The 12132-nt window shown below is 35.7% G+C and carries 10 protein-coding genes and 1 riboswitch; of the genes, 8 read left to right on the top strand and 2 right to left on the bottom strand.

The annotated features are described in order from the left end of the window. Window positions 1-121: 121 nt before the first annotated feature. Window positions 122-223, bottom strand: a riboswitch (purine riboswitch). A 100-nt stretch (window positions 224-323) separates the two neighbouring features. The 5 genes from rlmD to J4P91_RS21320 all read left to right on the top strand — a co-directional run bounded on the left by rlmD (window position 324) and on the right by J4P91_RS21320 (window position 5964). Further along, window positions 324-1721 (top strand): 23S rRNA (uracil(1939)-C(5))-methyltransferase RlmD, encoded by a 1398-nt coding sequence (gene rlmD, locus J4P91_RS21340; protein WP_374192062.1) that lies wholly within the window; start codon window positions 324-326, stop codon window positions 1719-1721. A gap of 253 nt (window positions 1722-1974) precedes the next feature. After that, entirely contained in the window at window positions 1975-2964 is a 990-nt protein-coding gene (locus J4P91_RS21335) for a tRNA dihydrouridine synthase (RefSeq protein ID WP_207995748.1), read from the top strand. A 496-nt stretch (window positions 2965-3460) separates the two neighbouring features. After that, a complete protein-coding gene (locus tag J4P91_RS21330; RefSeq protein ID WP_207995747.1) occupies window positions 3461-4309 on the top strand; it encodes a pyridoxamine kinase in 849 nt (282 codons plus the stop codon). A 210-nt stretch (window positions 4310-4519) separates the two neighbouring features. After that, entirely contained in the window at window positions 4520-5053 is a 534-nt protein-coding gene (locus J4P91_RS21325; RefSeq protein ID WP_207995746.1) for a YehS family protein, read from the top strand. A 203-nt stretch (window positions 5054-5256) separates the two neighbouring features. Beyond that, window positions 5257-5964 carry a M48 family metallopeptidase gene (locus J4P91_RS21320; RefSeq protein ID WP_207995745.1) on the top strand — a complete coding sequence of 236 codons (708 nt, stop codon included), beginning with the start codon at window positions 5257-5259 and terminating at the stop codon, window positions 5962-5964. 89 nt (window positions 5965-6053) lie between these two features. On the opposite strand, the gene J4P91_RS21315 is transcribed toward J4P91_RS21320, so the two are convergent. Together J4P91_RS21315 and J4P91_RS21310 are read right to left on the bottom strand one after the other, a co-directional pair. Next, window positions 6054-6749, bottom strand: coding sequence for a GNAT family N-acetyltransferase (locus J4P91_RS21315; RefSeq protein ID WP_207995744.1), 696 nt, complete (start codon window positions 6747-6749; stop codon window positions 6054-6056). A 14-nt stretch (window positions 6750-6763) separates the two neighbouring features. Continuing rightward, window positions 6764-7873, bottom strand: a complete 1110-nt coding sequence (locus J4P91_RS21310; protein WP_207995743.1) for a mandelate racemase/muconate lactonizing enzyme family protein — start codon at window positions 7871-7873, stop codon at window positions 6764-6766. A gap of 241 nt (window positions 7874-8114) precedes the next feature. Here J4P91_RS21310 and J4P91_RS21305 point away from each other — a divergent pair, with 241 nt between their 5' ends. The 3 genes from J4P91_RS21305 (at window position 8115) to hblC (ending at window position 12131) form a co-directional block, all read left to right on the top strand. Then, the gene (locus J4P91_RS21305) at window positions 8115-9221 is read left to right on the top strand and encodes a M20 peptidase aminoacylase family protein (RefSeq protein WP_207995742.1); all 1107 of its coding nucleotides are present in this window, start codon (window positions 8115-8117) and stop codon (window positions 9219-9221) included. 99 nt (window positions 9222-9320) lie between these two features. After that, complete coding sequence (locus tag J4P91_RS21300; protein ID WP_207995741.1) at window positions 9321-9929, top strand: class I SAM-dependent methyltransferase; 609 nt, start codon at window positions 9321-9323, stop codon at window positions 9927-9929. An 882-nt stretch (window positions 9930-10811) separates the two neighbouring features. After that, complete coding sequence (hblC, locus tag J4P91_RS21295) at window positions 10812-12131, top strand: hemolysin BL lytic component L2 (RefSeq protein ID WP_207995740.1); 1320 nt, start codon at window positions 10812-10814, stop codon at window positions 12129-12131. Window position 12132 lies beyond the last annotated feature (1 nt).

Below are 12132 nucleotides of genomic sequence, written 5' to 3'. Positions count from 1 at the left end.
TGTCATACGTAAGATGTCTGACCTTTTAGAAAAGTAAAAAATAAAAAAGACCCATATGGATTCACTTTCATCTATGAGAGAAAGCTAATCAATATGAGTCTTTATATACATAAACAAGCTAATATTCATTAGTTTTCCCCATAGTCCAGCAATTTTCGGTTGCCGGGTAGAAACTCTCGATCCATATTATCAAGTATATATGAGGTAACATCGTCCGTATTAAATTAGTAGTAGCGTAACATTAATAGAGAAGCACCGTCAATAGCTTTTTTTCTTCCAATAGAAAAAGACCATATAAGTATGATAAAATGTAACGCAGTGTTATGAAAAAGAGAGGTCGGAAAATGGTTAATAAAATGACGCCACCAGTTGAAAAAAACGAGTTTATAGATGTAGTATTTGAAGATTTAACACATGATGGTGCCGGTGTTGCGAAAGTAAAAGGATATCCTATTTTCGTGAAAAACGGATTACCAGGTGAAGAAGCACAAATTAAAATTATTAAAGTAAAGAAGAACTTCGCATTTGGTCGTTTAATGAAGCTTTATACAGAAAGCCCGTATCGTAAAGATGCAGAATGCCCAGTTTATAACCAATGCGGCGGTTGTCAGCTTCAGCACTTAACATATGAAGGGCAACTAAAGGCGAAAGAAAAACAAGTGCGTGATGTAATGCAGCGTATCGGTGGACTCAATGACGTACCAGTTCATCCTGTTCTCGGTATGGAGAATCCTTGGGTTTATCGAAACAAAGCACAAGTACCAATTGGAGAACGTGAAGGCGGACTTGTAGCTGGTTTCTATCGTCAAGGAACGCATGACATCATTAATATGGAAACATGCTTAATTCAAGCAGAAGAAAACGATACATTAATTCAAGAAGTAAAACGTATTTGTGAAAAACACGGCATCAAAGCTTACAACGAAGAACGTCATAAAGGAACACTTCGCCACGTAATGGCTCGTTACGGACAAGTAACAGGGGAAATTATGCTTGTCTTCATTACACGTACGGCAGAACTTCTAAACAAAAAGGCAATCATTGAAGAAATCACAGCGAAGTTCCCAAATGTAAAATCAATTGTCCAAAACGTAAATACGAAACGTACAAATGTTATTTTCGGAGACAAAACAACAGTCCTATACGGATCAGAATATATTTATGACTTTATCGGTGACATTAAATTTGCCATCTCAGCACGTTCTTTCTATCAAGTAAACCCAGAACAAACGAAAGTGCTGTATGATAAAGCATTAGAATACGCAAAACTAGATGGAAATGAAACAGTAATCGATGCATACTGCGGAATCGGATCAATCTCGCTGTTCTTAGCGCAAAAAGCGAAAAAAGTATACGGCGTTGAAATCGTCCCAGAAGCAATCGAAGACGCAAATCGAAACGCAGAACTCAACAACATGACAAACGCTGAATTTGCAGTAGGAGAAGCTGAAGTAGTCATTCCAAACTGGTACAAAGAAGGCGTAATCGCCGACACAATCGTTGTAGACCCGCCGCGTAAAGGGTGTGACGAAGCATTACTAAACACAATCATCGACATGAAGCCACAGCGCGTCGTATATGTATCATGTAATCCAGCAACACTAGCACGTGACTTAAAAGTATTAGAAGAAGGCGGATATAAGACGCAAGAGGTTCAGCCTGTTGATATGTTCCCGCATACTACTCATGTGGAGTGTGTGGCTTGGCTTAAGTTGGTATAATAGAAAAGCAGTTGATATAGAAAAAATCTATACCATCTGCTTTTTGGTTTATAAAAATACCATTCAGGACCGATTTTAGTTAAAATAAACATTGCCGATTTTCACAATAGTTTTTCACAAATTATAAATGTCCTTGTGTTTGATAATAAGTTATTAAGCATGATATAAGTGTAAAAGAAGTGGAACATTTGGCTTTATATTTTTTGACCGAGAGTTTGAAGTTGTATCCACAGTGAGAGGATTTGAGTTTAAAATGATAGATAATTTTTGGCGTGATTTACCACGACCATTTTTTGTACTTGCACCAATGGAAGATGTGACAGATGTTGTTTTTCGTCACGTAGTAAGTGAAGCCGGTCGACCGGATGTGTTTTTCACAGAGTTTACAAACTCGGATAGCTATTGTCATCCAGAGGGTATGAAAAGTGTGCGTGGCCGTTTGATTTTTACAGAAGATGAACAGCCAATGGTGGCACATATTTGGGGGGATAATCCTGAATATTTCCGTCAAATGAGTATTGGCATGGCAGAGCTAGGATTTAAAGGAATCGATATTAATATGGGCTGCCCTGTACCGAATGTGGCATCGAGAGGGAAAGGTAGTGGCCTTATTCTGCGTCCAGACGTTGCGGCAGAACTTATTCAAGCAGCAAAAGCGGGCGGACTGCCTGTCAGCGTGAAAACACGACTTGGCTATAAGGATGTAAATGAGTGGGAGGAGTGGCTAACGCATATTTTAAAACAGGATATTGCGAACCTTTCTATTCATTTACGTACAAGAGAGGAAATGAGCCAAGTAGATGCACATTGGGAGCTAATTCCGGAAATCAAAAAATTACGTGACCGTATCGCACCAAATACGCTACTAACAATCAATGGAGACATTCCTGATCGTCAAACTGGGCTGCAGCTTGCTGAAAAATACGGTATTGATGGCGTTATGATCGGGCGAGGTATTTTTAAAAATCCGTTTGCTTTTGAAAAAGAGCCGAGAGAGCATAGCAGTAAAGAACACCTTGATCTTTTAAGACTGCAGCTTGATCTTCAAGATCAATATGCGGAAGTACTGCCACGTTCAATCACAGGGCTTCATCGCTTTTTCAAAATTTATGTCAAAGGATTTCATGGAGCTGCTGAATTAAGAAATCAATTGATGAGCACGAAATCAACAGATGAAGTGCGTGCATTGCTTGATAAATTTGAAAAGAGTATTGATGGGGTAGGGGACAGTGAAATGATGTAACTCTCAAAAAGTTAGAGGGAAAATGAATCGCATCAATTCATGTGTATTTATTTTATTTAGTTTCGAGTTCCTTTGCAGATGGAAATTTTTGTTTTGTTAAGGTCTGTTTTCTGAAAGAAAAATGTTTTAAGAATGTAAGAAACCCACCAGCACCCTTGTGTTGCCACATACACTCTGCACATGTGGAGTGTGTGGCGGTACTTATTTTAAAATAAAGCAGCCAGCTCTCTGATAAGGGGGCGCTGCTTTTTTAAGTTTTTTGAAAAGGATTAACGAAACTATATTGAATCCGAATATTTCCAACGATATCATAAGAGATGCTTTCTACTAATGAATGTAGAATTGAAGGCGTAAGTTTTTTAGTGTTAGAAAGCCATTTAATTTAGTTGAAAGGTAACTGGTGTAGTTTTCCTCGGGATTATCGGGAATTTTTCCTATTTTTTATTTGTGATAATATGAATAAAGCTTAAGTGGGATAGATCTTATGGAGGTTATTATGAAAAAAGTCGCTGTAATACAGGATTTATCATCTTTTGGAAAATGTTCATTAACAGCTGTGATTCCGGTTCTTTCGGTAATGGGGGTGCAGGCATGTCCTTTACCAACTGCTATATTGTCTGCACAAACGGGTTATCCAAGTTTTTTTTGTGAAGATTTTACATCTAAAATGCAATATTTCGAAGAGGAATGGAGTAAGCTTCATGTAACCTTTGATGGAATCTATACCGGATTTGTAACTGGCCGAGAGCAAATTGATAATATTTTTCGTTTTTTAGATAAATTTCATACAAAAGAAACCATCTTGCTTGTGGATCCTGTGATGGGGGATATAGGTGAGGCCTATAAACTTTTTACAGAAGAATTGCTAGTGCGAATGAGAGAACTTGTGAAATGTGCAGATGTGATTACACCAAATGTAACGGAGTGCTGTCTATTAACCGGATTATCCTATGAAAAACTATATAGCTATTTAAATGAAAGTGATTTTATCGAAGTATTAGAAGAAGCTGGAAAGACATTGCAGCAAGAAACTGATGCTAAGGTGATCATAACTGGCGTGAATCCACCGTCAGCAGATCCAGATAAGCAGTTTATCGGGAATATGTATTTGGACGGGAATAAAACTTTTTATGGCACAATTCCGTATAATGGTAAAAGTTATTCTGGTACGGGTGATTTATTTGCTTCTGTCATAATGGGAAGCATGATGCGAGGAGAGAGTCTAGAAAAATCTGTGCAGCTTGCAGAGGCATTTCTAACAGCAGCTATTCATGATACCTCTTTGGAGCAAATTTCTGAAGTAGAAGGAGTTAACTTCGAAAAATATTTGAGAATGTTATTATAAAGTAAAACTTTATTCGGGATAAAAAGTCTAAAAACACGGCTTTAAAATGTTAAAGTATTAATTTAGCAGACATTAGTTTAAAAGTGACAGGGATATAATCTTAAGGGTGATTCTTGATAATATGATTATATTTAACACGAGAGTTTATAGTATGTTAGAGAATACACTTTAACTGCTGGATAAACAATCAATATTTTAGGAGGAATAACAATGGCTATGAGCAACAACGATATATTAAAGAGAGTAAGATATGCTATGGATATAAAAGATACAGATATGGTAGAGATATTTAAACTTGGTGGCATTGAAGTAACGAAAGAAGAAGTAGTTGAGATGCTTACAAAATTAAAGAAAAGTCCCCAGGATGAAGCTGACAATGACGGAGATGTAGTTGAAAATGATTACGTAATAACATGCGATAATATGATGTTAGAGTCATTTTTGAATGGCTTTATTACTTTTAAAAGAGGAAAACAAGATCCGAAACCAGGGCAATCGGCGGGACAAGCGGTACCTTTACAGAGTAATGAAAGTGCCAATAACCTTCTTTTAAAGAAATTGAAAATAGCACTATCATTAACGAGTGAGGATGTGCTTGATATATTAGACGGAGTAGGAGTTAAGGTAACCAAAGGAGAATTAGGCGCTCTATTAAGAAAAAAAGGCCATAAAAATTATAAAGAGTGCGGCGATAGATACGCAAGGAATTTCTTAAAGGGATTAGCTGTAAAATATAGAGGATAAGGAATTTTATCTTAAAGCAACAAGCATTGTAACTAATTAGCGTTACATGTATGTGCGTGGTGAATGCATATATGTATTCATGTTAAGAAAGTAAACGATACAATAGATGGAGTAGGAGGTTTGTATCCTACTCTTATTTTTTTAATCATTTGTAGTATAATGCATTATGAAAAATAACATGAACGAATACTCTAGGTGATGAAATGATACATACATATTTAGGTGAAACGATTCATTTTCATATAAATTACAAGAAGAAAAAATCTGTACGTATTTATATAGATTCTTATGGAAATGTTGAAGTACAAGCTCCTAAAGGTACGCCAGTTGAATACGTCCTCCAATTGTTAGAGGAGAAATGGGATTGGATTCAGAAAACACGTAAGGAAATGAAGGAGAGAATGCTTGGGCCGCAGGATAAGGCTTATAATCAAGGCGAGAGCTTTCTATATTTAGGGAACACATATCCGATACAAATCTCTCAAGATGCAAGTGTTGGGCAAGATAATGCAGTGTTTGAAGGAGATAAGCTGCATATATATGTGAAAGAGCTTGAAGATGAGAAGATAAAACAAGCTTTAAAAAGGTTTTATTATAAGCAGTGTAAAGCGTTGGTAGAGAAGAGTATCAAATCTTATCAAAGTAACTTTAAAACAAAACCGCGTTCCATTCGTATTTCAGATAGTAACCGTACATGGGGAACTTGTGATTCAAATCTACAATTAACATTTAATTGGAAGCTGGCAATGGCACCACAGAGGGTGATTGACTATGTAGTCGTTCACGAAATGTGCCATATGATCCATCTAAATCATGATCGCTCTTTTTGGCGTCTTGTTGGGAAGATAATGCCTGATTATAAGGAAATGGAAAACTGGTTAGCGTTATCAAGTTGGAAGATGACTGTTTAGTAGCGGTTACTATTACTCTGGACATGTAGAGTATGTGGCTTAAAATAAAGTAGAACCCTAATTTATCAGGGTTCTTTTTTGTATATGGGTTATTGTCCAAACTTCACAATAAAATTCTCATCTATTTTCTCCATTTCATATCCACGATACCCCTCTGTAAGTAACGCCTGCTGTTCACTAGTATTACTCATCGGAACGCTTTTAACATCCGTCCAATCTCTTTCTTTATCTTTACGCAACTCCTTCACAAAAACATATCGCATACTACCACCATACTTCTTCTTCAACGCAGCAATCTCCATCCCTTGCGCAAATTTATCTTTTAAACTAGGAATGTTAAACGGGGCAACTGTACAACAAACATAATCGTATTTACTGTCTGATTGTATTAATTGCTCCATAATCACTTTCGCCAATATTTTTTGCATTCCGTTCCCGCGGCACTTTGGATGAACATTTGAGATTTCTTGATAAATAACACGGTCTAAGTCATTCTCAGTTAAACCAATATCAAACCCTAAATGTTCGTCATCGACAGGCGGAACTAAGAGTGCACGAAATGCAATCAGTTCCTGCTCTATAAATGCACCAATCATCATGCCATTACCTTTTAATATATACTGATATTCTTCTAACGTAAGAGGTTGCAAGCTATCCTTATTTTCTAATGCTTCAATTACAATATTCTGTAATGATAGGATTTGCTCGATGTAATCGAAAGATAATGGTGCGACTTTGAATATTTGCTCGTTTTGTTTTAATGTTCCTTCATAAAGAATGTTCATGCGGTGGCCCTCCTTTAGCGAACAACGTCTTGAAAAACGGTTAATTCATTTAGTATATCTTCATTAACATCAACGCCTAATCCTGGCTTTTCTGTTAGGCGAATAAAAGGTACATCATAGGAAAGGTTACCGACATCTTTTGTGAATTTTAATGGTCCTGTTAGTTCAACGCTTGTAATGATTTTTTTCGAAAAAGCAACATGGAAGCCTGCAGAAGAAGCAATGGATGATTCGACCATGGAACCAATTTGGCATTCAATTCCGGCCATTTCGGCTTGATGAGCTAATTTGACAGCAGGGTATATTCCGCCGCATTTCATTAACTTAATGTTCACTTTATCAGATGCCTGCATTTGAATAATTTGGCGCATTTCACGTGAGCCTTTTAATCCTTCGTCAATCATAAGAGAAAGGTCTGTTTTGGAGCGAATAAAGGCCATTGCATCAATATCGTCAGCTATAACAGGTTGTTCAATCCAGTCAATGTTCAAATGTCCGAGTGAGCGTAATGCAGTTAGCGTATTAGCACTATTTTTCCAGCCTTGATTTACATCCACGCGAATTGCGATATCATTCCCTACTCGTTCACGCACAGCTTCAATTCTCTCAACATCTTTTTTGACATCTGTTCCAACCTTCATTTTAAAGGATCGATACCCTTTATTTATCATGGAAGCAGCTTCTTCTGCCATATCCTCTGGAGAAGCGATGCTTAAAACATGAGTAATGGGAAACTCTTCATGATAGCGACCACCAATTAATTGATAAACAGGTTGATTTACCTTTTTACCCATTACATCAAAGCAAGCAATATCAATTGCAGCTTTTGCGGTAGGAACTCCATAGATAGTTTGATTCATTATGTCATGTACTTTTTCGATATTCATTGGATTTACACCGATTAGGGCCGGAGCTAACGTATGTTTTAAAACATGGAAAGTACTTTCCCATGATTCGCCTGTCACGTGATCATCAGCGACGCCTTCACCGTAACCAATAATACCCTCATCTGTTTCGATTTTTACAATAATGGAAGGCATATCATGATAAGAGCCATAGCTAATAATAAATGGATTGCGAAGTGGTAAACGAATTGCATAAAGATGAATAGCTGTAATTTTCATTGTATAATCCACGTCCTTTGTATCATAGATTTAAAGTTACATATATTCATAAGGAGTTAAAGCTAGTAATGAGTGATTTTAAAAAAGAATTTTCAGAATTCTAATGTTGATTACCTTATTATATTTCAAAAAAAATGCAGGGACAATGTCTTGACATTTATGTGAATATTCAATATGTTTTTCGAAATAGGATTTTTATAAATGAGAAAACTGCTTCGAATTTAGGAAGGAGAAAGGGAAATTGAAAACAATAGAGCTTCAAGATCGTTTAAACGGAATTTTTCAGTATTTACATGAGAACCCTGAAGTAAGTTGGAAAGAATATAATACAACGGCTTATATTACTAAATTTCTAGAAAAAGAAGAAGTTTCATATAAAGTATTTGATGATTGTCCTGGAATAATAGCTGAAATGGGAAAGGGAAAACCGGTTATCGCGATTCGTGCGGACATGGATGCATTATGGCAAGAAGTAGATGGGGAGTACAAAGCGAATCATTCTTGTGGTCATGATGCTCATATGACGATTGCGATGGGACTTATTTTACAGCTGAAAAATACGAATTGGGAAAGAGGAACTGTCCGATTTATTTTCCAGCCTGCAGAAGAAAAAGGAAATGGTGCTCTAAAGATGGTGGAGAAAGGTGCTGTAGATGACGCTGATTTTTTATTTGGTGTTCATTTACGCCCAATTGAAGAATTACCTTTAAAACAAGCTGCGCCATCAATTAGACACGGGGCAGCAGGGTTTTTAAAAGCTAATATACATGGGGATGACGCGCATGGGGCACGTCCACATCAAGGTGTGAATGCCATTGATGTCATCTCTATGATTAATATCGGATTAAAAAACATTTGGTTCTCACCACAAAAATCATACTCTGTCAAAATGACGAAATGCCAAGCTGGTGGAGACAATTTAAATATCATTCCAGGGAATGGACAATTCGGTTTAGACGTGAGAGCTGAGAGTAATGCATTGCTAGAAGAGTTAATGAAAAAGATAGAACATGTCATTCAATCAGCTGAATCAATGGGAACGAAAATTTCTTACGAATGGGTTGATATTGCACCTGGGGCAGAGGTATCGGAAGAAGCAGAACAACTCATGCGTAAAGGGATTCTTGAAATATATGGAGAGGAAGGCTGTACACCGCCACTTTTGACTACAGGAAGTGATGATTTTCATTACTATACGGTCAAAAGACCGCACTTAAAAGCTGTTATGTTAGGATTAGGAGCAAATTTAAAGCCTGGGTTACACCATCCTTATATGAAGTTTGATCACGCTTGTATAATGGATGGGGTAGAAATAATGAAGCAAACTGTGTTGAAAGCTTTAAAATAATATTGGTTTAAAGTAAAAGCCTGATTTTATCAGGCTTTTTTTGTGGGATTTTCTAGTAGTGTATAATAAAAAGTATCATTTCTTAGTAGGAGAAAATCAATGAACGAACAATATTATGATGCAGTGCTGAACATAAAAACAGTAGGAGACCAAAAAGGATTCAACAAGTCGTTACACTATCATCGTTATGAACCAACCCCATATAGCGCATTAGAAACATTATTCAATCAATATGAATTAAAAGGTAGTGACCGAGTTGTTGACTTTGGATGCGGAAAAGGACGGCTGAATTTCTATATTCATCATGCATGTGGTGCTTCAGCCGTTGGAATAGAAATGAATGAGACGTTTTACGAAGAAGCGATGGAAAATCGTGAACGTTATGCGAGAAAATCGAGAAACAGTAAAGATAAAATTCAATTTCAATGTTGCTTAGCACAAGAGTATGAGATTGACCCGCGTGATAATCGGTTTTATTTCTTTAACCCGTTTTCAGTTCAGGTGTTTATGAATGTGGTAAATAATATATTGCTTTCAGTGGAAGAAGTAGAAAGAGTTATTGAACTTATTTTGTATTATCCTTCGGAGGATTATATCTTTTTCTTAGAGAATCAAACGGCATTTGAGTTGAAGGAGGAAGTCAGGTTACCTGGGGCTTATGAGAGGAATGGGAATGAGAGATTTTTGGTTTATGGGTTTGGAGGATAGAAAAAATAAGGACTTGCAGCATAAGATACGATTCCGTTAGGCTTTATTTCGTATGCCAATTTTTAAATAGTTTACACTAATCCCCTATAAAAAAGGGGGAATTCTTCTGAAACTTTCCTGGCGCAACCTTAGCTTGATAGCGATGGGGTACCGCCACACATCCATCAACTTAAGGATTTAGACCATGCTAGCTATTTATAAGAGCACACCTTATTTAAGTCTTTATTCGGATATGTAATTTTGCATATCTAAATAAGGGCGATTGCTATGCAGAGTGTGATTAAATTATATTAAGCAATAATTAAATATTGCTTTTAGATTAAAATAGTTATTTTTTAATTGGATATATCAAGTTGTAACTATTATAATTACTCAAATGATATTAAAGAATAATTTTATAAGTATAATATTTTCAATCACATTAATACGTAATAATTAAATTACTGAATACATTCGACAAAATTCTACTATTTACGCATTGAAAGTTTAATGTTTTAATAAAGGCATAATTGGTATGACCAATAAAGGGAGGAGAAGATTGTACTAATAAAAGTATAATAAATCTACAAGTAACATTATGTCGAAAAAAAATTTCTTAATACTCAGTTAATTCCAAGTAGTAATAATCTAGTATCAAAAAAGCATCGCATTCACAAAAAATGGAATGCTAAGTCTCTACAAAGCAAAAATGATCTTATTTTATTTCGAGGGAAAAGTAAGGTCCTTACATTCTATGAGAAGTAAATAATAACGAAAGTTTAACACCCTATCCGAAAGAATTCTCCTTCCTCAAGGGTAGTGTGCAAGAAAAGAACCTAGCGTTAGGGTATTCAAGATGTATGAATAAGATTGTAAACAGACAATAGTGAAGAGGTGTACGGAATGAAAAATAAAATAATTACAGGATTTTTAATAACATCAATTGTAACTGGAGCGACTATTCCTATCAATACTCTCGCAACACCAATCGTTCAAGCAGAAGCTCAACAGGAAAACACGGATATTTCTTCATCATTACGAAAATTAGGTGCACAATCGAAATTAATCCAAACATATATAGATCAAGCTTTAATGAGCCCGAATGTACAACTAGAGGAAGTTCCAGCTTTAAATACAAACCAATTCCTAATCAAGCAAGATATGAAAGAATGGTCATCGGAACTTTATCCAAATTTAATTCTATTAAATTCAAAAAGTAAAGGATTTGTAACTAAATTTAATAGCTATTATCCAACATTAAAAGCGTTTGTAGACAATAAAGAAGATAAAGAGGGGTTTTTGGATAGACTAGAAGTTCTGCAAGAAATGGCTATGACGAACCAAGAAAACGTACAACGTCAGATTAATGAATTAACAGATCTTAAATTACAGCTTGATAAAAAACTTAAAGATCTCGATACTGATGTGACAAAAGCGCAGGGTGTGCTGAGTTCAGATGGAACAGGGAAAATTGACCAACTAAAAAATGAATTACTAAATACACAAAAATCAATTCAAAATGATTTACAACAAATAGCATTATTACCAGGAGCTTTAAATGAACAAGGGTTTGTTATATTCAAAGAGGTCTATAATCTTTCAAAAGATATCATTGAACCTGCTGCTCAAACAGCGTTGGCGGCAGTTAACAAAGGAAAGGAAATTAACAACTCTATTTTAGAAGCAGAGAAAAAAGCAGAGCAAGAAGCGAAAGAACAGGGTAAATCCGCTCTAGAGATTGAATCTGCTAAAAAAGCAGCTCGTGAAGCAATTGAGAAAAGCAGACAAGGTGAAATAGCTGCTGCTGCTGCTGCACAAACGAAGGAGTATGACCTTACGAAAGTTATTGATTCTGAAAAAATTAAAAAAGCATATAGTGCCTTCGCTGAAGTAAATAAACTAACAGCAGAGCAACGAGCACATTTAGCCGATTTAGAGATACAAAACCAAAAATTTTATGATTTAACAAAGAACCTAAAAATAGCAGATTTACAAAAATCAATGCTTCTTATTATGCAAAATGATTTGCACACGTTTGCAAATCAAGTGGACGTAGAACTTGACCTAATGAAACGTTATAAAGAAGATTTGGATCTAATCAAAAATAGTATTACAAATTTATCTACTAATGTTGATACTACTAACGACCAGTCTAAAAAGGATACATTAAGACGATTAAAAAATGTAATAAGTCAACTTGAAGAACAAGTTAATAAATTTTAAT

Origin of the sequence: Bacillus sp. XF8 (genome assembly GCF_017498755.1) — a bacterium.
GTDB classification, from domain to species: Bacteria; Bacillota; Bacilli; order Bacillales; family Bacillaceae_G; genus Bacillus_A; species Bacillus_A bingmayongensis.
The sequence above is the reverse complement of the archived record's forward strand: the minus strand, read 5'-3'. Positions and strand labels throughout refer to the sequence as shown.

What these genes read in the sequence shown, in the direction of transcription:
- rlmD (WP_374192062.1), top strand. Translation starts at nt 324, where the DNA reads ATGAAAAAGAGAGGTCGGAAAATGGTTAATAAAATGACGCCACCAGTT.
- J4P91_RS21335 (WP_207995748.1), top strand. Translation starts at nt 1,975, where the DNA reads ATGATAGATAATTTTTGGCGTGATTTACCACGACCATTTTTTGTACTT.
- J4P91_RS21330 (WP_207995747.1), top strand. Translation starts at nt 3,461, where the DNA reads ATGAAAAAAGTCGCTGTAATACAGGATTTATCATCTTTTGGAAAATGT.
- J4P91_RS21325 (WP_207995746.1), top strand. Translation starts at nt 4,520, where the DNA reads ATGGCTATGAGCAACAACGATATATTAAAGAGAGTAAGATATGCTATG.
- J4P91_RS21320 (WP_207995745.1), top strand. Translation starts at nt 5,257, where the DNA reads ATGATACATACATATTTAGGTGAAACGATTCATTTTCATATAAATTAC.
- J4P91_RS21315 (WP_207995744.1), bottom strand. Translation starts at nt 6,749, where the DNA reads ATGAACATTCTTTATGAAGGAACATTAAAACAAAACGAGCAAATATTC.
- J4P91_RS21310 (WP_207995743.1), bottom strand. Translation starts at nt 7,873, where the DNA reads ATGAAAATTACAGCTATTCATCTTTATGCAATTCGTTTACCACTTCGC.
- J4P91_RS21300 (WP_207995741.1), top strand. Translation starts at nt 9,321, where the DNA reads ATGAACGAACAATATTATGATGCAGTGCTGAACATAAAAACAGTAGGA.
- hblC (WP_207995740.1), top strand. Translation starts at nt 10,812, where the DNA reads ATGAAAAATAAAATAATTACAGGATTTTTAATAACATCAATTGTAACT.